Source organism: Chryseobacterium sp. B21-037 (genome assembly GCF_028570785.1).
Classification (GTDB): domain Bacteria; phylum Bacteroidota; class Bacteroidia; order Flavobacteriales; family Weeksellaceae; genus Chryseobacterium; species Chryseobacterium proteolyticum.
The window spans coordinates 2,249,394-2,272,975 of sequence record NZ_JALGCB010000001.1 but is presented as its reverse complement, the minus strand read 5'-3'; the positions used below and the strand labels follow the sequence as shown (position 1 = coordinate 2,272,975).

14 protein-coding genes and 1 tRNA gene are annotated in these 23,582 nt (G+C 34.3%); 10 read left to right on the top strand and 5 right to left on the bottom strand.

The features are described 5' to 3' along the window. The first annotated feature begins 7 nt into the window (after nt 1-7). Both MTQ00_RS09915 and MTQ00_RS09910 read left to right on the top strand, forming a co-directional pair. The gene (locus MTQ00_RS09915) at nt 8-1,660 is read left to right on the top strand and encodes a RagB/SusD family nutrient uptake outer membrane protein (protein ID WP_273648695.1); all 1,653 of its coding nucleotides are present in this window, start codon (nt 8-10) and stop codon (nt 1,658-1,660) included. Between the two features lie 147 nt (nt 1,661-1,807). After that, the gene (locus MTQ00_RS09910) at nt 1,808-5,620 is read left to right on the top strand and encodes a TIM-barrel domain-containing protein (protein WP_273648694.1); all 3,813 of its coding nucleotides are present in this window, start codon (nt 1,808-1,810) and stop codon (nt 5,618-5,620) included. 208 nt (nt 5,621-5,828) lie between these two features. Here MTQ00_RS09910 and MTQ00_RS09905 read toward each other — a convergent pair whose 3' ends face one another. Beyond that, nucleotides 5,829-6,827 carry a GntR family transcriptional regulator gene (locus MTQ00_RS09905; RefSeq protein ID WP_172279598.1) on the bottom strand — a complete coding sequence of 333 codons (999 nt, stop codon included), beginning with the start codon at nt 6,825-6,827 and terminating at the stop codon, nt 5,829-5,831. A gap of 245 nt (nt 6,828-7,072) precedes the next feature. Here MTQ00_RS09905 and MTQ00_RS09900 point away from each other — a divergent pair, with 245 nt between their 5' ends. From MTQ00_RS09900 to MTQ00_RS09880, 5 genes are all read left to right on the top strand, one after another. Continuing rightward, nucleotides 7,073-8,800 (top strand): sodium:solute symporter family transporter, encoded by a 1,728-nt coding sequence (locus tag MTQ00_RS09900; protein ID WP_273648692.1) that lies wholly within the window; start codon nt 7,073-7,075, stop codon nt 8,798-8,800. 287 nt (nt 8,801-9,087) lie between these two features. Continuing rightward, a complete protein-coding gene (locus MTQ00_RS09895; protein ID WP_273648691.1) occupies nt 9,088-10,971 on the top strand; it encodes a beta-galactosidase in 1,884 nt (627 codons plus the stop codon). 16 nt (nt 10,972-10,987) lie between these two features. Continuing rightward, entirely contained in the window at nt 10,988-12,037 is a 1,050-nt protein-coding gene (locus MTQ00_RS09890; protein ID WP_273648689.1) for a UDP-glucose--hexose-1-phosphate uridylyltransferase, read from the top strand. Nucleotides 12,038-12,086: 49 nt separating this feature from the next. Continuing rightward, complete coding sequence (locus MTQ00_RS09885; RefSeq protein ID WP_273648687.1) at nt 12,087-13,370, top strand: galactokinase; 1,284 nt, start codon at nt 12,087-12,089, stop codon at nt 13,368-13,370. Between the two features lie 4 nt (nt 13,371-13,374). After that, a complete protein-coding gene (locus tag MTQ00_RS09880) occupies nt 13,375-14,436 on the top strand; it encodes an aldose epimerase family protein (protein WP_273648685.1) in 1,062 nt (353 codons plus the stop codon). 249 nt (nt 14,437-14,685) lie between these two features. On the opposite strand, the gene MTQ00_RS09875 is transcribed toward MTQ00_RS09880, so the two are convergent. The 3 genes from MTQ00_RS09875 to MTQ00_RS09865 all read right to left on the bottom strand — a co-directional run bounded on the left by MTQ00_RS09875 (nt 14,686) and on the right by MTQ00_RS09865 (nt 17,970). Beyond that, a tRNA-Phe gene (locus tag MTQ00_RS09875) sits at nt 14,686-14,758 on the bottom strand. Nucleotides 14,759-14,867: 109 nt separating this feature from the next. After that, on the bottom strand, nt 14,868-16,709 hold the full coding sequence (locus MTQ00_RS09870) for a lysophospholipid acyltransferase family protein (RefSeq protein ID WP_172279588.1): 1,842 nt from the start codon (nt 16,707-16,709) through the stop codon (nt 14,868-14,870). Between the two features lie 22 nt (nt 16,710-16,731). Further along, nucleotides 16,732-17,970 (bottom strand): aspartate kinase, encoded by a 1,239-nt coding sequence (locus MTQ00_RS09865; RefSeq protein WP_273648684.1) that lies wholly within the window; start codon nt 17,968-17,970, stop codon nt 16,732-16,734. Between the two features lie 394 nt (nt 17,971-18,364). On the opposite strand from MTQ00_RS09865, the gene fbp reads away from it, so the two are divergent. Both fbp and MTQ00_RS09855 read left to right on the top strand, forming a co-directional pair. Next, nucleotides 18,365-19,381: a class 1 fructose-bisphosphatase gene (gene fbp, locus MTQ00_RS09860; protein WP_273648683.1), complete on the top strand. Its 1,017-nt coding sequence runs from the start codon at nt 18,365-18,367 to the stop codon at nt 19,379-19,381. After that, entirely contained in the window at nt 19,382-20,386 is a 1,005-nt protein-coding gene (locus MTQ00_RS09855) for an o-succinylbenzoate synthase (RefSeq protein WP_273648681.1), read from the top strand. Nucleotides 20,387-20,617: 231 nt separating this feature from the next. On the opposite strand, the gene MTQ00_RS09850 is transcribed toward MTQ00_RS09855, so the two are convergent. Then, the gene (locus tag MTQ00_RS09850) at nt 20,618-21,751 is read right to left on the bottom strand and encodes an alpha/beta hydrolase (RefSeq protein ID WP_273648679.1); all 1,134 of its coding nucleotides are present in this window, start codon (nt 21,749-21,751) and stop codon (nt 20,618-20,620) included. A 157-nt stretch (nt 21,752-21,908) separates the two neighbouring features. On the opposite strand from MTQ00_RS09850, the gene MTQ00_RS09845 reads away from it, so the two are divergent. After that, nucleotides 21,909-23,582 carry a glutamine--tRNA ligase/YqeY domain fusion protein gene (locus MTQ00_RS09845; protein WP_273648677.1) on the top strand — a complete coding sequence of 558 codons (1,674 nt, stop codon included), beginning with the start codon at nt 21,909-21,911 and terminating at the stop codon, nt 23,580-23,582.

Here is a 23,582-nt window from a genome sequence, read left to right as displayed (position 1 = left end):
TCTGAAAATGAAAAAGATAAAAATTATATTACTATCAGCTTCCCTGGCTATAGTGACTAGTTCATGTAATTTAGATAGGTTTCCGGAAGATAAAGTATCGGAAGAAACATTTTGGAAGACGGAAAAAGACGCAACCATGGCATTAAATGGTATTTACAAATATTTTTCTGATGCCGCTTACAGCAATTTATATAACGATAGTTTTACCGATAATTCATTTGCTCAATATCCCTGGGAAACAACTGCAGTAGATGCTTCTGCGGGAAACATACTTCCTTCTATAGATTTCGGATATGATTTTACTACAATTAGAAGAGTAAATACTTTTTTGGAAAAAATTGATGGGATCCCAATGGACAAAAATTTAGCTGGTAGATATAAAGCAGAAGCCAGATTTATAAGAGCTTTTAATTATTTTGATTTATCACAACGTTTTGGAGCTCTTCCACTCGTACAAAAATCAGGTGAATTGGATGGATCTACCCTTACCCCTATTTCTGAAACTCAAATTGATAATTTTGTAATCAGTGAATTAAATGCTATAGAAAATGATTTACCAACTGCCTACCCCTCCGGCCAGGATAAAGGCAGAATAACAAAAGGAGCAGTATTGGCATTTAAGGCAAGGATATATTTATACACAGGAAAATATAAAGAAGCTTATGAAGCTGCTCAATCAGTAATTAATTCCGGTACTTATAATCTTTTCACTACAACTTTAGTAGACACAAGTACAAATTATGATAGCTTTGTTACCTTTACCTCTGCAACAGATAAAGATAATTTTTATAGAGGATTGAGCAATTATCAAGCATTGTTCTGGGCTAAAAATAATGGCAACAAAGAATCAATTTTAGAAGCTCAATTTGTACCGGACTCTAAAGGAGTATTTAGTAATAGCATGGCGCTTTTCTTATTGCCAAATGAAGAGAGTGGATGGAGTTCTGTAACACCAACAATTGATTTAGTAAATGCTTATTGGAACAAAGATGGAACGGCATTTACACCTCCTTCTAATGCTACAAGAGCTTCAAATTATAATCATGGTAACCCAAATAATGCCTATCTGGATGAATTTAAAAACAGAGATACCCGTTTATATGCAAGTATAATGCATCCAAATGGGCCCTGGTCTTACTTAAAAGGTTTTGGGACAAGTACACTGTTCAAATGGAATGAAGGTGCAAACAATACGTCCAAGGTAGGCTATAATTATAAAAAAATGGCGGATTATGGCTCATTGGACGAGAATTTAAATATGAGCAACAATTTTATGCTTATCCGTTATGCAGAAGTATTACTTATATATGCCGAAGCAAGAAATGAATTTTTTGGCCCAGATCCTTCTATCTATGATGCATTAAATCAGATTAGAGGCAGAGCAGGTATGGTAGGGGTTAGCAACACACAGACAAAAGAAACCTTAAGAGAAATTATCAGAAATGAAAGAAGGATAGAGCTGGCAAATGAAGGCCACAGATTTTATGATATCAGGAGATGGAAGATTGCCCCAAATGTAATGAAAACCGTTTACGATATTACCAATACGCAGGTTGCAACAAGAGTTTGGGATAACAGATTTTACAGATTTCCTTATCCTCAAAAAGCTGTGGATTTAAATCCGAAACTAAAAGAAGCTCAAGCAGCAAAAGGATATTAATTTTATATAAATGACTATAGTTATTACTTGATAAAAAACTATTTTTGAAATTCTTAATATCACAGAAAGCTACAGTTAATTTTATCTTCAATATCGATCTTATTCTTAGAGTAGTGTAAAATGTAATTAATAAATAAATCAAGGTAAATGGATGCCGTTTTAAATTCAAAAATTCAAAAGATTTTACTACTGAGCTCTTTTCTTTTTTTCTTCATTGGAAAAATTCAGGCTCAAAAAATTGAAAATGTTTCTAAGAAAGGAGAAACTTCAGTAGAAGTTTTGCTCTCTGATAACAAAAAAATGACAATAGATTTTTATGGAGAAAATATTTTTCGATTATTTTTCGATCCCAAAGGAGGAGAAGTAAGAAATCCTGAAGCGATACCTCCTGCTCAGATTTTGGTAGATCAGCCCAGAAGAAAAGTAAAAGAAATTGCTGTCAACAATTTACCGCACACTGTTTCTATTTCCACCAGTAAAACTAAAATAGAAATTGAAAAAACAACTTCTTTATTTAAAGTATTCAACTTGAGCCTTAATAAAGAGATATTGTCTTTTGTTGCTCCCATTGAATTTAATTCTAAAGAAGCAGTGCTTACTTTATCTCAAGGAAAGGATGAATATTTCTATGGAGGCGGAGTACAAAACGGTCGATTTTCTCATAAAGGAAATACCATCTTTATTGTGAATCAAAATAACTGGACTGATGGTGGTGTTGCATCTCCAAATCCTTATTATTGGTCTACAAATGGGTATGGTTTTATGTGGCATACTTTCAAAAAAGGATATTATGATTTCGGTAAACAAAATAAAAATGAAGTGAAACTGGCTCATGAGATTAATTACCTGGATGTTTTCTTTATGGTAAATGATCAACCTAAATCTTTGTTGAATGATTTTTACCAGCTCACAGGAAATCCTGTACTTTTACCCAAATTTGGTTTTTATGAAGGACATCTTAATGCCTACAATAGAGATTATTGGAAAGAAGATGATAAAGGAATCCTATTTGAAGACGGAAAAAGATATAAAGAGAGCCAAAAAGACAATGGAGGGGTTAAAGAATCTTTAAATGGAGAAAAAAATAACTATCAGTTTTCTGCCAGAGCAGTGATAGACCGTTATAAAAATACAGATATGCCTTTGGGGTGGATATTGCCAAATGATGGTTACAGTGCTGGATACGGGCAGACAGAAACCTTGGATGGCAATATAGCTAACTTGAAATCTCTCGGAAATTATGCCAGAAAAAACGGTGTAGAAATAGGGTTATGGACCCAATCAGATTTGCACCCTAAAGATGGTATAAATGCTCTTTTACAGAGAGATATCATAAAGGAAGTAGGTGACGCAGGTGTAAGAGTACTAAAAACGGATGTTGCCTGGGTAGGTCCTGGCTATTCATTCGGACTGAATGGTATTTCAGATGTAGCTCAAATAATGCCGCGCTATGGAAACGGAAGTCGTCCTTTCATCATTTCGTTAGACGGCTGGGCTGGTTCACAACGATATGCAGGTATTTGGACAGGAGATCAAACCGGAGGGGAGTGGGAATACATCAGATTTCACATTCCTACCTATATAGGTTCTGGTTTGTCTGGCCAGCCTAACATTACTTCGGATATGGATGGTATTTTTGGAGGGAAAAACCCAATCGTTAATACAAGAGATTTCCAATGGAAGACCTTTACTCCTATGCAGTTAAACATGGACGGCTGGGGAACAAACGAAAAGTATCCCCATGCTTTGGGTGAGTCTGCTGCTTCTATTAACAGGAACTATTTAAAATTGAAATCCAGTCTGCTTCCTTATAGCTATAGTATAGCGAAGGAAGCCGTAGAGGGATTGCCAATGATCAGAGCAATATTTTTAGATGAAGCGAATGAATATACCCTAGGAAAATCTACTCAATACCAGTATCAGTATGGACCTTATTTCTTAGTAGCTCCAGTATATCAGGCTACAAAAACGGATAAAGAAGGAAATGATATTAGAAATAATATTTACCTTCCTAAAGGAAATTGGATTGATTACTTTACAGGGCAAACTTATGAAGGAGGGATTGTTTTAAATCATTTCGATGCCCCAATTTGGAAACTCCCTCTATTTGTGAAACCAGGTGCTATTATTCCGATGGTAAATGCCAATAACAACATTCATCAAATCAATAAAAAATTAAGAATTTATGAGGTATATCCTTCAGGCAAATCCAGTTTTATAGAATATGATGACGATGGCGTAACCGAAAATTACATGAAAAAAGAATCTGTAAGCACTCTTATAGAAAGTAATGTTGTAAAAAATACTGCAACAATAAGCATCTCTTCTACTCAAGGTAACTTTAATGGCTTTGAAAAAGAAAAAATGACAGAATTTAGAATCAATGTTACTAAGAAACCATCCGGTGTAAAGCTTTCTATTGGAGGTAAAAATATAAAACTGAATATAGTAAATACTTTAGATGAATTCAATAATGCTACAAACGTATATTTTTACAATAGTAAACCTGAATTCAATAATTTTTCTACAAAAGATTCTGAATTTTCAAAGGTTTCGATTTCTCGAAATCCACAATTGTGGGTAAAATCAGGAATCACAGATGTTAGCAAAAACAAAGTAGAGCTTGTCATTAAAGACTACCAATTTATTAATTCTAATCAACTAAAAAAGAATTCCGGAGCATTTGCAGAAGCTTTGAAACCAATCACTTCAGAAAATACAAACACCGCATATTCTATATTACCATCGTGGAATACAATTCCTAATGCTGATTATTACGAAATACTATATAATAATATGGTATACAGTAATATAAAAAATACCTCTTTCTTATTTGAAGGATTAGATCCTGAAACGAAATATGATTTCAAATTAAGAGCCGTAAATAAAACAAATACTTCTGATTGGGTTCCTTTTTCATCTCAAACCAATAAAAACCCTTATGAATTTGTAATTAAAGGCATAAAAGCCACAGCCACAATTCCAAGTCAGGAAGGAGAAGGACTGGAGAATCTTTTTGATCAGGATGTGAGCACAGGCTGGCACTCGGATTATGAAAAAAGCAAAGTCCCTTTTGAGATAATTTTAGATTTAGGTTCTATTAATACCATAAGCAAATTAGAATATATTCCTAGAAACAGTGGTTACAACGGAATATGGATGAATGGTAAAATTTCGTATAGTGATAATAAAAAAGATTGGATAGAACTTGGCTCTTTTACATGGGATAGAAATAACAAAAGTAAATCTTTAGATTTCACCACACATCCAACTACACGATTTATGAAGATTGTAGTAAGCAATGCTTTCAAAAACTTTGGAAGTGGAAACGAATTATATGTATTCAAAGTTCCAGGGTCTTCAAGCTTGCTTCCCGGCGATATCAACAATGATCAGAAAATTGATATGAATGATTTTACTTCATATATTAATTATACAGGTTTGAGAAAAGGAGATTCTGATTTTGAAGGATATATTAGCAACGGAGATATAAATAAAAATGGTTTCATTGATGCCTTTGATATTTCTAACGTCGCTACGAAAATAGATGGAGGAGTAAATGATGAAGAATTGAAACCACTGCAAGGTAGCATTACAGCCTCTGCCTCAAAGCAACAATATGCTAAGAATGATATCATTGAAGTAGTAGTAAAAGGTAGTAATCTGCAATCTGTAAATGCATTGAGTTTCGCTATTCCATATAAACAGGAAGACTTGGAATATATAGGAATTACCCCATTAAATATCGGACAAATGGAAAACCTGACTTATGACAGACTGCATACCAACAAAGAAAAGGTATTATATCCTACGCTGGTCAATGTAGGACAAAAACTTCCTTTAGAAGGCACAACGGATTTATTCATTATTAAATTTAAAGCAAAAAGAAACGGATCATTTAATATAAAAGCGAGTAAAGGATTACTTGTTGATAAAACACTGAACTCTATTAACTTTTAATTACGAAATTATTTAAAAGCAAAAGAAAGAATTTACATTTTTTGACAACATCTCACAATATGAGTAAGTTAAAAAGTCAAGGCTTGGATTTTAGAATCTGAGCCTTTTTTCAAAAACAAGCATAAATTCGTTCAGAATGATGCCCTATTTAGCTTTTGTTTATATTTTTTTTAAATAATTTCAGGTAAAAAATATTAATTCAAATCATTTATAAGGAATTCCTGATAATTAGATCAGACGCATTTTCGATCCTTTCTTGTTTGGAATTAAGAATCATTTCTGCTAAGATCTTTCCCATTTGCCAAAAATCCGTGGAAATTGTAGTAATACCACTTTCTACAATACCTTTAAGAGGCGTTTCGTTGTAGGAGATAATTCCGAAATCCTTTTTAATCTTTAGCTTCTGCTTTTTAGATTGTTTAATAACATTTACCAAGTGTTTATCATCAGGAATTATGAATACATCTCCATCCAGTATTTCCTCGTCGGTAAAATTATTGATAATGATATGTTTCTTTTTATGCTGCTCACAAAAACTGGTAAATCCTTCTACCATACCTATAGGTTCTTTTTCTCCTGGAAAAATAAGAATCAGTCTTTGGTGTGCTTTAAGCAAAGCTTTCGCTTTTGATAGACCATTATACATGTCTTTTGCGAAATTCTGATAGACTGATGAATATTCTCTTAAATGTAAATTGGTTTGATCTAATATATAAACATCCTTCTTTGGAAGCATCTTAATAATGGGCGCCGTATTATTCATATTGCCCGGCATAATTATGTACTTTGTGTAGTTTCCATTATTTTCTTCGATTAATTTCTTGAAGACATCTATATTGAAGTAGTGGAAAAAAACATGGATATTAGATCTTTGTTGTAACTCTTCCAAAAATGAATTATATAGTGTTTCCTTGAAAGCATTAAGCTCATCAAATAATAGAAAAATTCGCTCTTCAAAATCCCAATCAGTACTTTTTATGTAGTACCCTTTACCTAAAATGGCATTTACTATTCCTCTCTTTTTCAATGTTTCGTAGGCATATAGAACGGTGTCTCTAGAAATGCCAAATTCCATGCATACTTTATTTATGGAAGGTAGCTTGTCATTTTTTTTTAGCAGTTGTTGAGCAAGAGCCTGTTCAATGGAATTTATAATCTGTTGGTATTTAGGGATAACCGAATCGGGAGTTATTTTAATAAGTTTCATAATATTTCCAATTTTTTAAAACTAGTGGTGAATATACAAAAACTGGTAGGAACAAGTATGGATGCGTTTTCCAAATTTATATATTTGGTAAGATAATGTTTCCTTTTATGTGATTTTTCTGAAAAAGATTCAATTTTATTTTAAATGATCTATTAGGGACGCTAAATTATTAAATACTTTAGAGTATATAAAAGTGCTAAAAAGTGTACAAATCTATGATAAACTTACTATAAAAATTTTTAAGCGTGGGAAAACTTTCGACTCTTGATTTTGTTATATTTCTAATATATTTTTCGGTTGTAACAGCATATGGCTTATGGATATACAAGCGAAAGAAATCAAAAACGACAGGAAGTAAAGATTATTTCCTTGCAGAAGGCTCACTTACGTGGTGGGCAATTGGAGCGAGCCTGATTGCATCTAATATTTCGGCAGAACAATTTATTGGGATGAGTGGAGAAGGCTTCTTCATAGGAGTAGCTGTTGCCGTCTACGAATGGCTGGCTGCAATTGCCCTAATCATTATTGCAGTATGGTTTATTCCGATTTATCTCAAAAATAAGATTTATACGATGCCCCAGTTTTTGGAAACACGATATAATAAGTCTGTTTCCCTTATTATGGCTGTTTTTTGGCTATTTTTGTATGTAATTGTTAATCTTACTTCCATTCTTTATTTAGGAGCTGTAGCTATTGATTCATTGCTTGGTGGAGGCCACCTGCATATCATCATGATTGCACTTTTACTAATGGCTTTGTTTATTGGATTGGGGGGAATGAAAGTCATTGGCTACACGGATGTTATTCAAGTAGCAGTTCTTGTTATTGGTGGTTTTGCTACAGTTTATATGGCATTACAGGTGGTGGATCAAAGAATTAATGGTGCTGCTATTGGAAATGCCTTAACGGGTTTAGATACCCTTTTGAAAGAAGCTCCGGGACATTTCAAACTCATTCTAAATAAACCACAAATAACAACAACTTCTTTATCAATGCCGGAAAATTTAGCGGTGCAGAAATATGTGGTTTTGCCAGGCTTAGCGATGTATTTTGCTGGACAATGGATTGTACAACTTAATTATTGGGGATGTAACCAATACATTACCCAAAGAGCATTAGGAGCAGATTTGAAAACAGCAAGAACAGGAATTTTATTTGCAGGTTTTTTAAAACTTTTTATGCCTGTAATTGTTGTACTTCCTGGGATTGCAGCTTATGTACTCTATACAAAAGGTCATTTGTCAATTTTTAATGGGGTAAAAGATAGTGCTTATTCTGCAATATTGGGGTTGCTTCCATCTGGGCTTAAAGGTCTTGCGGTTGCTGCTTTAACAGCTGCAATAGTCGCATCACTTGCTGGAAAAGTAAATAGTATATCTACAATTTTCACTTTAGATATTTATAAAAAATATTTAAACACCAACACCTCTGAAATGCAAATGGTAAGAACAGGACGTTGGGCAATTATAGTGGCTATGCTTATTGCTTTGGTATTTACATGGACAGATATTTTGGGAATCGGTGGAGAAGGCGGTTTCACATTTATACAAAAATATACTGGCTTTATTAGTCCGGGTGTATTTGCTATGTTTATTTTAGGAATGTTTTGGAAAAGAACTACCGGAACCGCTGCTATAGTTGGAGTTATTCTTGGTTTTTTATTATCTATTTTCTTTAACAGCTTTGCAGTTGGCCTGTTTGGAAAAGAAACATGGATTTATACAGCATTCACTTATGAAAAATTGGAAAACGGTGTGGTGAAAACCATTACAGAGATTCCTTTCCTTATCAATATGGGCTGGTCATTTTTCATTACTGCAGTTGTAATGATTCTCTTAAGTTTTTTTGAACCAAAAGTAAATCCAAAGGCTTTTGTCACAGACAAAAATATGTTCAGTGTGGACAATAGAACATTATTTCTGATTGTCATTATTTTATTACTTCTAACTGCTATATATGTTCGTTTTTGGTAATAGAAATTTTGAGTTTTGTATTTGAGGAAAATGAGAAATGTTGGTTTTTTGCTATAATTTATCACATAGACACTTTTATAGAAAATAGTTTTTCATCCTTTAGCCTTGCTCAATGGAATTTATAATCTGTTGGTATTTGGGTAGAACTGAATCCCAAATTATTTCGAAATATTTCCAAATTTTAAACTGGTAGTAAAGCTACAAAAACCGGTAGGAACTAGTATGGTAGTGTCTGGTAAATTTATAAATTTATTTTATTAACTAAACTAGATTTATAATACATTACGATGAAGCTTATTAAAAATATAATTTTAGCCTTGTGCTTAGTAGGGGCAAGTTTGATCAGCGCACAGCAGAAACCTATTAAATATGAATCTTTCAAAATCGAGAATGGAGAATTTAAATTTAACGGACAGGCAGTTAAATTGCATTCAGGTGAGATTCATTATGCCAGAATTCCTCATGATTATTGGAGACACCGCTTAAAAATGGTTAAAGCGATGGGACTAAATACAATAGCTACATACGTATTTTGGAATTATCATGAAATAGCTCCTGGAAAATGGGATTTTCAAACCGGGAATCGAAACTTACCTGAATTCTTAAAAATAGCAAAAGAAGAAGGCTTAATGGTAATTCTTCGCCCGGGACCTTATGTGTGTGCAGAATGGGAATTCGGAGGTTATCCTTGGTTTTTGCAAAATGACAAGGATATGAAAATTAGAGAATACAATACACCTTTTTTACATTCAACAAAAGCATATTTCACAGAACTTTATAAGGTGGTAAAACCTTATCTGATTGTTAATGGTGGTCCTATTGTAATGGTGCAGGGAGAAAATGAATTTGGATCTTTCGTTAGTCAACGGGAAGATATTAAAATGGAAGATCATAAAAAATATAGTTCATCTGTATTTGATCAATTAAAAGAAGTTGGCTTCAAAGGAATGGAGTTTTTTACTTCAGATGGAGACTGGCTATTTGAAGGAGGTGCTTTACCTGGCGCTTTGCCAACTGCAAATGGAGACGAAGATCCAGAAAATATTAAGAAAGAGGTAAAGAAATTTCATAACGGAGAAGGTCCTTTTATGGTAGCGGAATACTATCCCGGGTGGTTAGATCATTGGGCAGAACCTTTCCCTCGTAAAGCCGCGGAAAGAGTAAAAAGCCATATTGAAAAATTCATGAATAACGATATTTCTTTTAATATTTACATGGTTCATGGAGGAACTAACTTTGGGTTTACCTCTGGAGCTAATTACGATAAAGATCATGACATACAACCGAGTATGACCAGTTATGATTATGATGCTCCCATTACTGAGGCAGGTTGGGAGACTGAAAAGTATTTGAAATTAAGAGAATTATTAAAAAATTCTTCTACGCCTCCTATTCCTGCAAAAATTCCAGTCATTCAGATTCAGGGTATTAAATTGTCTCAGGCAATAGATTTAGAAAATTTAAAAAATAATGTAAAGCCAGTAATTAATGATGATCCTTTGACTTTTGAGCAATTAAATCAGGGGTATGGCTATGTCTGGTACAGCAAAAACTTTAATCAACCAATTAAAGGAACTTTAAAACTTGATGGATTAAGAGATTATGCGATTGTTTATGTGAATGGAGAAAAAGTTGGAGAGCTTAATCGTTATTATAAAAAATATGAATGTGAAGTTAATATACCCTTCAATGGAAAATTAGACATTTTGGTAGAAAACATGGGAAGAATTAACTACGGAGCTGCTATTAATAAAAATACAAAAGGAATTATTTCTCCTGCATTTATTAATGACCGAAAAATCACCGGAGATTGGGAGATGTATGGACTTCCTTTTGAAAAGGCTCCGGTAATTGATGCAAAACAAAAATCAGATCTAAAAGAGAATAGACCAGCTATCTACAAAGGAAATTTTAATGTATCAAAAGTGGGAGATACTTTCTTGGATATGCGGCCTTTTGGAAAAGGAATTGTATTTGTTAATGGAATTAATTTAGGAAGGTATTGGTCAGTAGGACCACAACAGACATTATATTTACCAGGATGTTATCTAAGAAATGGTGATAATGAGATTATTATTTTTGAGCAGAAAAATAATAAAATTAATAAAGAATTAAATACATTAACCGAACCTATTTTGGACAAGTTAAACCCTGAAAAAGGGCTAAACTGATATAAAGAAACTCAATATGAGTAGTTCATTTAACAGCAAAGATCATCCACATAGAAGATATAATCCTTTATTGGATGAATGGGTTTTAGTATCACCACAAAGAACAAAGCGGCCATGGCAAGGACAACAGGAAGAACCATTGCCAAACGTTCAAAATCAATATGACCCCGAATGTTATTTATGCCCGGGAAATTCAAGAGTTAACGGAGTCCAAAATCCCCAGTATGAGGGTGTGTATGTATTTGATAATGATTTTGGAGCTTTATTGAGCGAAGGAGTAACCTTTGATAAAACCGAGGATGAATTATTTAAAACTGAACCTGAAAGAGGAATTAATCGTGTAATTTGCTTTTCACATGACCATTCATTGACTCTTCCTGAAATGTCTGTAGAAGCAATTACAAACGTTGTGTCTGTCTGGAAAGAAGAATATCAGAATCTGGGAAGGCTAGATTACATTAATCATGTTCAGATTTTTGAAAATAAAGGGGCAATTATGGGCTGTAGTAATCCTCATCCTCATGGGCAGATTTGGGCACAGTTATCTATTCCTTCCCAGGTAGCTAGAACACAACAAAATTTGAAAAACTATTATGATAAACATGGAACAACCCTTCTGTCTGATTATCTTCAAAGGGAAATAGGAATTAATGAGCGAATTATATTAGAAAATGAAGCTTTTGTGGCCTTGGTTCCATTTTGGGCAACGTGGCCATTTGAAACAATGATTATTAGTAAAATGCCTTTAAATAGCCTACTGGCTTTTTCACATGAAGATCAAGTTTTATTTGCTCAAATATTGAAAGATTTAACTGTGAAATACGATAATATTTTCTCTACTTCCTTCCCTTATTCTGCCGGAATACATCAGGCACCTACAGATCTAGAATCACATGAGGAATGGCATTTTCATATGCATTTTTATCCCCCTTTACTTCGCTCAGCTAGTGTGAAGAAATTTATGGTAGGATATGAAATGCTGGCAGAAGCACAAAGAGATATTACTCCGGAACAAAGCGCAGACATTCTTAAAAAAAGTTCAACAATTCATTATAAAATTAAATAAAATAGCTCTTAATAAAAATAGACTGTTTTATAAATTGGATACAAATAAAATGTCAAATATTAAATATATTTATTCTATAATTAAAGATGGTAATATCCCCCTTTTTAGAGAATTATATGGGCGGAATTCAGAATTATTACATCAGCAAGCAGTCCGGTATACCAAAACATTGTCCCGTTTCAAAGAAGTTTTTGGGGATAAAGAGATTTCTGTTTTCAGCGCACCGGGAAGAACCGAAATTGGAGGTAATCATACAGACCATAATCATGGTCGCGTATTAGCGGGTGCGGTAAACTTAGATAATATTGCCATTGCAGCTAAAAATAATTCAAATATAATCCGGATTGAATCTTCAGGCTATCAATCATTTGAAGTAGATTTAAATCATCTTGCTCCCAACGAAAATGAATTTTTAACTCCAGATGCTCTTGTTCGCGGAATTAATGCTCGATTAAAGGAATTGGGATATGGAATAGGAGGATTCGATGCCGTAATTGATGGATGTGTTCCTAAAGGTTCCGGATTAAGTTCGTCTGCATCATTTGAAGTATTAATCGGGGTAATTGTTAGTCATTTATTTAACGAAGGTAAATTAGATCCCATCTTAAATGCTCGTGTAGGACAATATGCAGAAAATGTTTTCTTTGGAAAACCTTGTGGATTAATGGATCAGATAGCTTGTTCGGTAGGAGGATTGGTATCCATTGATTTTGCTGATATAGCAAATCCTATTGTTAAAAAAGTAGATTTTGATTTTGAATCTACCGGCTTTTCTTTAGTAATTACAGATTCCCGAGGGGATCATACCAATTTGAATAATGAATATGCTGTTTTACCTAAAGAGATGAAAGACGTTGCAACCCATTTAGGATGCGGTGTGCTGAGAGAAACTACTTTGGAAAAAGTAATGGATATTGCACCTTCGATCCGTCAGAAAGTGGGAGATCGGGCTATTTTAAGAGCAATTCATTTTGAATGCGAAAATGACCGGGTAGTAGATGAAGTAATGGCATTAGAGAAGAATGATTTTAAAAAATTTTTACAATTGGTAATAGATTCTGGGCATAGTTCATATATGTACAATCAAAATGTTTATGTATCAAGTAACATAAAAGAACAAGCAGTTTCATTGGGATTGGCATATAGCGAAGTAGTATTAAAAGGTACTGGAGCTTGGCGTGTGCATGGAGGAGGATTCGCAGGAACCATACAAGCTTTTGTTCCTGAATATTTGCTTGAAAGATACATTACAACTTTAAATCATTTATTTGGTGCTGGTTCTTGCCATCCTTTATTTATTAGGCAAAAAGGAGCCGTCAAATTAGATTTTTGAAATAATGGGTATCATCAGTGAAGTGGCTTTTAATACAGTTCACAATAATCAGAAAGTACAATTATTCACTTTGAAAAATAAGAATGGGATGATTGTACAGATAACTAATTATGGTGCAATCATAGTTAGTATTAATGTTAAAGATAAAGAGGGGAAATTGACAGATGTGGTACAAGGATATGATACGGCACAAGAATATATTGATAATAATAAACTTTATCAAGGAGCTATTTGTGGTCGATATGCTAATCGTATCAAAAAAGGAAAATTTACATTAAACAGAAAAAAATACTCATTAACAGTTAACGATGGGAGTAATCATTTGCACGGTGGTTTGATTGGTTTTGATAAGAAAATATGGGATGTTAAAAAGACTTCTGTCTCAAAAGTGACCTTTCAATATACTTCTCCTGACGGGGAAGAGGGTTATCCGGGTACAGTAACTGTAACAGTAACCTATTCTATTAATGAAAATAATGAATTACGATTAGATTATACAGGAACAACAGATCAGGAAACTATACTCAGCCTTGTGAATCACTCTTATTTTAATTTGGCAGGAGAAGGTAGTGGAACAATAAATAACCACCAATTGCAGATCGAGGCTGATTTTTACACTCCTCTTACAAAAAATCATGAACCAACGGGTGAGATCTTAACTGTAAAAAATACCCCGTTTGATTTTACCTCCCTGACATGTATTGGAGACAGAATTAATAGTGATCACGATCAACTTGCTATTGCTAGTGGATATGATCATAATTTTGTTTTAAAACACGGTATATATAGTTTAGATTTAGTAGCTACCGCTATAGAGCCAGGGTCGGGTAGAAAAATGGAGGTATTTACCACTATGACGGGCTTACAATTATATACTGCCAATTGGATAAAAAACGAAAAAGGAAAAGAGGATCACATATATCAGGAAAGAGAGTCGTTTTGTTTGGAAACGCAAAACTTTCCCGACGCAATTAATCAATCTCATTTTCCATCACCAGTACTAACTCCTAGAAGTGTATATAAACATTCAACTATTTACAAATTCTCAATTATTGACACCAAATAATTAGATTTATATTCAAAATGGGTTGATGGATTTTTTGGGAAGCTTACTGGTTTCAAGAGCAACACTTCAAAACCTTCTATTCAAACTTTACAAGCTTAATCTTAATGCATATTTTGCTCAAGATATGAAATCAGTAAAATTTCCCCTTTGTTTCTGGAAGGATTTATTATAGGGGAAAACGATATACTTCAGAATACTAAAAACTGAGCATTAGATAAAAACAAAAACCACCTTATAAAAGGTGGTTTGTGGTTTCTCCAGGAATCGAACCAGGGACACATGGATTTTCAATCCATTGCTCTACCAACTGAGCTAAGAAACCATTATATTTTTGTTTGTCTTACTTCGTTGTTTTAAAGTGATGCAAAAGTAGTAAGTTTTAGTATATGACGCAAGTATTAAGACGTTTTTTTTCTGTCAATAACAAAAACCTACTGATTCTCAGCCGGATTATTTTCCTGCTCTTTTCTGATTTGTTCACTCATTTCTTCCAATACCGGCTTAATCGTGCTTTCCGGAAGATCACTGATTCGAATATACATAAGTCCATCAATAGCATCATTGAAGTTTGGATCCACATTGAATGCGATTACTTTTGCGTTTTGCTTTATGTATTTTTTGATCAGAACAGGCAATCTTAATTCCGGTTCAAGATCATCAATGATTTTGTCAAGCTTATTAAGATCGGATTCCATCTCCTCGAAAAAGATATTTTTGTCACGGTCTCTAAGCTTTACCTTGTATTCGTTTCTCGGAGTAATGTATTGGGCAACGGCTCCGTCATAATAATTTGAGCGCATGAACTCAATCATTAAAGACTTTGAAAATTCGGAGAATTTATTGGAAATACTCACGCCACCCATCAGGAACTTATGATCAGAATTTCTCAGGCATACATGAACAATTCCCCGCCACAATAAAAAAAGTGGAAGAGGTTTCTGTTGATATTCCTGGCAGATATAGGCTCTCCCCATTTCAATAACCTTTTTGAAGAACGGATGGATATCCTGTTCAAATTCAAAAAGTGAACTGGTATAGAATCCTTTGATGCCATATTTTTTCATGACATCTTTACCCAAAGCCATCCTGTAAGCTCCGACAAGTGTCTCTGCCGTATTGTCCCAAAGAAAAAGATGGTGATAATGTTTATCGTATTCATCAAGATCAAAAGGGAGATTGCTGCCTTCTCCTACAGCACGGAATGTAAGTTCCCTTTGTCTGCCTATTTCCCTCATTACGGAAGGAATTTCTTCATAGGTTGTAAAATAGATTTCGTAATTGCCATTACTGAAAAGCATTTTATCCGTACCTCTCAGCTTATTGATGTCAGAAAGAATATTTTCTTTGGGAGTTTCATCAATAATATTCTGTACAATATTTTCTTCTTTAAGTAAAGGGAATTTTAATGATAGGTTTTGCAGGTTGATAACCTGCGCTAATGATTTTCTCTTTTCGTAGTAAGATTTCATCATATAAACCTTACGCTTTAAAAACTCACCCAACTCTTCGATGGTCTCCATTTCATCCATAGCCTTTACCGCAATCGGTTTACCGATCCTGATACGGATAGGTTTTTCCCTGTCATTCATCATTTCTGATGGTAACATCAGGGTTTGTAAATTAGCATGGATCTTTGCAACCTGATAAAATAAAGTACTGTTTTTTGCATGAAAATACATGGGCACAACCGGTACTTTTGCCATTTTGATCAGTTTTAGAGCGGGCTTTTCCCATTCCTTATCCAAAATCTCACTATAAGGATTGTTTTTATTGGAAACCTCACCAGCTGGAAAAATACCTACACATCCTCCGTTTTCAAGATGTTTTAAAGTTTCACGCATTCCGGAAGAGCTGCTGTAAGCACCTTTTCTGTTTTCAAATGGATTTACAGAAATTACATACGGTTCCATTGGTTTTATTTTCTCCAGTAGAAAATTACCCATTACTTTGAAATCCGGACGCACTTCTGTTAATATTTTACACATCAATATCCCATCAATTGCTCCAAGAGGATGATTGGATACCAAAATAAATGGACCTGTTTTGGGAATTTTAGCCAAATCTTCTTCAAAAGCAATATAGCTTAAGTTTCTTTCCCTCACAAATGAATCGAAAAAGTCTTTACCTTCCTTGTCTTTTAGTTTATCATATAGTTTATTGACTTCATTTATTTTAGCAACGCTCATGATAGCAGATGCCACAGGATTCTTTAGGAACCCTATTTTACTTAAGCCGGAAGCCTGGATTAAATCGTTTTTCGAAATTAAGCTCATATGTGTTTAGTCGCAATTATATTTATTGTGTTACCATCTGAAGCGTATTCTTTGAAATCTGTTCCAATAATACACTTTTTTCCTGGTAAAATTTATCAATGTTATCCATCTTCGCATTTCTTACAGTGAATAAGGACACATTTTTAACTACATCAGTTCTGAAATCTTTCTGTAGTTCTTCATTCAGCTCATCAATTGCATTGAATTTATCTTCCAAACATAAAGCTAGTGAAATTGCAGAATTCTGCATCAAGGAAACTTTAATTTTATGTCTTGACAAAAGACTGAAGATTTGACTCATGTGATCTTCTGCAATAAATGAAAAATCCCTTGTAGATATTTTTAAAAGATTCTGATTTTCTTTTAAAATATATGTTTCTTCGTGCTGGTTTTTTTCTGAAGCTCCTACTTTTGTTCCTTCTTTTGTAGGATCTACAAAAGATTTTACGTAGAAAGGAATGCTTTTTTGCTGTAGTGGTTGAAGGGTTTTCGGGTGAATTACACTCGCTCCGTAATAAGCCATTTCGATTGCTTCTTCATATGAAATATTGGAAAGAAGGGTAACATCCTTAAATTTTCTCGGGTCCCCTGTCATTACGCCTGGTACATCTTTCCATATGGTCATTGCCTCTGCATTCATACAATAAGCAAAAATAGCAGCAGAATAATCTGAACCCTCTCTTCCTAATGTTACCGTGAAGTTATTTTCATCGGATCCAATAAATCCTTGCGTTACATAACAAATTTCAGAATTCAGGGTAGAAATAAATTCCTCTGTTTTTTTCCAATCTACATTACCATCCCTGTAAGAATTATCTGTTTTAATATAATCTCTGGCATCCAGCCACTGATTGATAAACTGTATTTCATTCAGATATTCACTTACTATCTTTGTAGAAATCATTTCTCCACAGCTTACCACCTGATCGTAAACGAAATTGTAATTAGGCGACTTATTTCTTCTTAAAAAAGAATCAAGGTCGTCAAAAAATAAATTGATTTCTGCAAATACAGGATGATTTTCCTGAAAAAGCCCTTCAGCAATTTCAATATGTTTCTGTTTAATAATCTTAATTTCAGTTTGATAGTTTTCCTTCTTGAAATAAAGCTCCACAACCTTTTCCAATTCATTCGTCGTTTTGCCCATTGCTGAAATTACCAGCAAACATTTGGCAAATCCCTGGCTTTTTAAAACCATTGACACATTCTTTACGCTTTCAGCATCTTTTACAGATGCTCCACCAAACTTGAAAATTTTCATTAAAATATTAAAAATAAAATTGTTAGATAAAAAATAGTTGAGTTTTTTACGGAGGTCAAAATTATAAATTTACAATGAGATATGAAATACCCGAAGGGTAGGATGAGATAAAGATTTTTATGATAAATGATAAGATGAATGGATTTTATGCAATATTATTCCAGATTTATTAATATTATCTCGACGTAATGATGCTATATTGTTAATAATAGTGTGAATTGATGAAATTTAGCTGGGAGCGAAAACGGGAATCAATTATACAAAGGTTAAAGACAATATGTTATGTTTGTTATGTTGTATGTATTTGATATACAGATTGTAATGGCTTTTGAAAGAATTTTTTTTAGATTGTGATAAATTTTACGAAATTTGGGCAAATCGTAAAAAGTAAAATATGTCAGATCAATCGTTGCAGACTTTAGGAGAATTTATTATAGATAAACAAGAAGATTTTCAGTATTCTACAGGGGAACTTTCCCGACTTCTAAGTGCTATAAGATTGGCTTCAAAAGTTGTAAACAGAGAAGTAAATAAAGCAGGAATTGCAGATATCATTGGAAAAGCAGGTAATGAGAATGTTCAGGGGGAAGAGCAGCAGAAGCTGGATGTCCTTGCTAATGAGATATTCATTACGGCATTATCGCAAAGAGAGGTAGTTTGTGGAATTGCTTCCGAAGAAAATGATGACTTTATTGATATTAAATGTGTAGGAAATGGGCATCTTAGCAAGTATGTAGTTTTGATTGATCCTCTTGATGGTTCTTCAAATATTGATGTGAATGTTTCTGTGGGAACTATTTTTTCTATTTACAGAAGAGTTTCTGAGCCGGGCACACCTGTTCAGTTAGAAGATTTCCTTCAGAAAGGAGTGAACCAGATTGCAGCAGGTTATGTAATTTATGGATCTTCTACAATGATTGTATATACCACAGGAAACGGAGTGAACGGATTTACTTTGGATCCTTCTCTGGGTACTTATTATCTTTCTCATCCCAATATGAAATTTCCGGCAACGGGGAAAATTTATTCTATCAACGAAGGAAACTATATTAAATTCCCTCAGGGAGTTAAAAACTATCTGAAATATTGTCAGATGGAAGAAGGTGACCGCCCTTACACATCAAGATATATTGGTTCTCTTGTTGCTGATTTCCATAGAAATATGCTAAAAGGAGGGATTTATATTTATCCTTCTTATTCACAAGCTCCTAATGGTAAACTAAGGCTGCTTTATGAATGTAATCCTATGGCATTCCTTGCTGAGCAGGCTGGGGGAAAAGCAACGGATGGATTCAGAAGAATTCTGGAAGTTGAGCCTACAGAGCTTCATCAGAGAATTCCATTTTTCTGTGGAAGTGTTGCTATGGTAGAAAAAGCAGAGGAATTTATGCGAATAGATAATGTGAAATAAATGATCGCAAAATACTTCAGATATTTATTAAAATTCAAACGCCCGAGTGGAACATCTCGTGGCGTTTTGCATGAAAAAGAAACTTTTATTCTTGAAATTTCGGAAAATGATAGAAAGGGAGTGGGAGAGTGTGCCGTTTTCAGAGGGCTAAGCTTTGACGACAGACCAGATTATGAAGAAAAACTCAAATGGCTTTGTGAGAATATCGGGCAGACTACTGAATTCTTAAGAGAAGAGTTAATAGAATTTCCATCCATCTGGATTGGATACGAGCAGGCTATCCTTAATTTAAAGAATGGAGGACATCTTTATTTTCCCAGTCAATTTACACAGGGGCAGATTCCCATTACGATCAATGGGCTAATCTGGATGGGAGGTGTCGGGTTTATGGAAGAACAGATCCGGGAAAAACTTGAAAAAGGTTTCCATTGCATTAAATTGAAAATAGGGGTTGATTGGGAATCCGAACATGAAGTGCTGAAAAAATTGAGAAAGAAATTTCCGGAAAGCAGTTTGGAATTGCGGGTTGATGCGAACGGAGGATTCAATACACGAGAAGCAAAGACTGTTTTAAAACAGCTATCGGATTTACATATTCATTCTATAGAACAACCTATTAAGGCTGGAAATTGGAATGATATGGCCATGTTGTGCAGCGATACACCAACACCAATTGCTCTGGACGAGGAATTGATCGGAATTGTTGATACCGGCGAAAAGAATAAACTACTGGAAGCAATTAAACCGCAATATATTATTCTTAAACCGTCTTTGATTGGAGGTTTTTCGGGATCTGACGAATGGATTTCTCTTGCAGAACAAAATAATATAGGATGGTGGATAACTTCGGCGCTGGAAAGTAATATAGGATTAAATGCAATAGCCCAGTATACCTATACTAAAAATAGTAAAATGCCTCAAGGTTTAGGAACCGGAGGCTTATTTACTAATAATTTTGACAATCATTTGGAACTAATTGGGGAACGCTTGCTTTTTAAAGCATGATTTCAACATGAAATTGTGTTATTTTCTGTTGGTGTACATTGATTAAACTTCATCATTTATGAAAATCGTTTTTTTGATGTTTTCTATTAAAATAGAAACCTTTTCTTTAAACTTTTTCATGACCGGAAATTTTAATTAATTCTCTATCTTTAGATATAAGCAATCTTCGTGCCAAATTGAATTTTTCGCAATTATTGTTCTGTTATTTTATTGTTAATTTTGTATAAGTCACTATTTTGATACAATTGTGAAAATATTTTCATAATTGCTTATTCTATTGGTAATGAGGTTTCTATCAACTCCGTTCAGGGTCTGAAAAATGTCATTTTGTACCTGTGAACTAGAGAGATATCCCCAGTGGTTTCCTAGCTCAAATTTTAAACCATCTTTGAGGTTGTTCTCAATAAAGGTACAGTCTACAATAGACACAATATCTTTAAATTTTTCAATATCACTGGGGCCGTTTTTTCCCAGTCTCGGAGTGAGAATATTTTTGGTAAACTGGGAAATTCCTAGAACGGCATCTTTTCGGTTTAAATAAATTGAAACGCGATTGGCAAGTAAAGGAAGTTTGTTAAAGGAGTCTTCAGAGTCTTCAAATACTTTATAAGTTACATCAGCATTCAATAAAAGAACCTGATCAATTACTCTCAGAATATTTTCGCTTTTAAGACTGTACAGCATACTTTGAAGCACCCTGTTTCCCAAGGAATGAGCCATCAGATGAATTCTCTGGTTACACGGAGCTAAATCCCGGTTGGAAAAAATATCCTTTAGGAACTGAGTGTAAAAATAGAACAGCCTCATTAATGAGGTTCCGGAATTAATGCTGGATGCTTTATCGTCAAAGTAGGTAAGCGGAACAATACTGCTTGAAGCCGGCCAGCTCACAAACAGGATATGCTCAACTGGAGATTCCGGACTATCGATAAACAGTTTTTTCAGATCAATAATAGCTTCCAGTTCATCGTCGAAATCGTAGGCATAACCATGGATAAATATTAAAACGTCACTTCTGGATTTGGTAGAAGACATGTTTTTATACAATTCATAAAACATCCTTTGGGTTCCCCCCAGGTTATCGGCTGTAACTTTTGATTTTTTGATATTTTTTTCGCTTAATAAAACATCAAGGACTTCCTGGTATCCTTGTTTTTCAGGTTCTGAAAAAAGCTGATAATTTAATATATTCCTGTTGGTGTAATTTTTTTTTCTCTTTTCCTGGGCAGTTGGTTCCGTATAATTGGTAAAATCACATTTTGCGATTCTGAAATTAGGAATAGAATATTCATCATTGGAAAATGAATCAACGGTTTCGTTTTTATGACGGACGATCTTCCTGTTACTTAAGATATAAACAGCCATAATGATTTTGTGATAGGTTTTGGTGGTATAAATTTCGGAAAAAATATTGGATTTTTAGTCAATATGCTTTTAAATCAGCCCTTTCATAAACCCTAAATTTTCGCTAAATTTGCGAATGGGTTATATTTAAATATAACTTTTAACTTTTAATTAAATAATGGAAGAAGAAAAAAAATCGCTCAATTTTATTGAACAAATTATAGAAGATGATTTGGCAAATGGTTTGAACAGAGATCAAATCCGTTTCCGTTTTCCCCCAGAACCAAATGGTTATTTACATGTAGGGCACACCAAAGCCATCTGCATCAACTTTGGACTGGGAGAAAAATACAACGCTCCTGTAAACCTTCGTTTCGACGATACAAATCCTGAAAAAGAAGAACAGGAATTTGTAGATTCTATTAAAAAAGATGTAGAATGGCTAGGTTTCAAATGGGATAAAGAATTGTACGCATCTGACTACTTCCAGCAGCTCTATGACTGGGCCGTAAGATTAATCAAAGAAGGAAAAGCATATGTGGACGAGCAACCGTCTGAAGTGATTACAGAACAAAGAAAAAATCCAACTGAACCCGGAGTGGAAAGCCCTTTCAGAAACCGTCCTGTTGAAGAATCTTTGGATTTATTCGAGAGAATGAAAAACGGAGAGTTTGAAGAAGGTACGATGTCCCTTCGTGCAAAAATTGATATGGTTTCTCCTAATATGAATATGCGTGATCCTGTAATGTACAGAATTCTGAAAAGACCTCACCACAGAACAGGAACCGACTGGAAAATCTATCCGATGTATGACTGGGCTCATGGAGAGTCAGATTATTTGGAACAAGTGTCACATTCTTTATGTTCTTTGGAGTTTGAAAATCACAGACCATTGTATAACTGGTATCTGGATCAGGTATATGAAGAGCCTAAAGTAGCTCCGAAGCAGAGAGAATTTGCAAGGATGAATGTATCCTATATGATTACATCCAAAAGAAAGCTACAGAGATTAGTTGCTGAAAAAGTAGTAACAGGATGGGATGACCCAAGAATGCCTACAATTTCAGGAATGCGAAGAAAAGGATTTACCCCTACATCCATTAGGAATTTTATTGAAAAAGTAGGAGTAGCCAAAAGAGAAAACCTTATTGAGATTCAGCTATTGGATTTCTGCGTTCGTGAGGACCTGAATAAAGTAGCTAAACGTGTTATGGCCGTAGTTGATCCTGTAAAATTAGTGATTGAAAACTATCCGGAAGGTAAAGAAGAGTGGTTGGAGACTGAAAACAATCCGGAGCAGGAAAATGCCGGAACGAGAGAAATTCCTTTCTCACGAGAACTATATATTGAACGTGAAGACTTTAAAGAAGAAGCAAATAATAAATTCTTCAGGTTAAAATTAGGAGGTGAAGTTCGTTTGAAATCTGCATATATCATCAAAGCTGAAAGAGTAGAGAAAGATGAAAACGGAGAGATTACGACCATCTATGCAACGTATGATGAAAAGAGCAAGTCAGGAAGCGGAACAGAAGAAAGCTTGAGAAAAGTAAAAGGAACCTTACATTGGGTATCAGCAAACCATGCAATTCCGGTGGAGGTAAGAATTTATGATCAGCTATTTACCGTTGAGCAACCTGATGCAGAAAAAGATGTGGACTTCCTTAACTTTGTGAACCCTGAATCTGTTTCTGTTATTCAAGGTTTTGCGGAGCCGGGCCTTAAAGATGTTGCAGTAGGAGAGCCGCTTCAATTCCAGAGAATTGGATATTTTACGAAAGATCAGGATTCGACTGAAGGGAACCTGGTATTTAACCGTACCGTGACACTGAAAGATTCTTATAAACCAGAATAA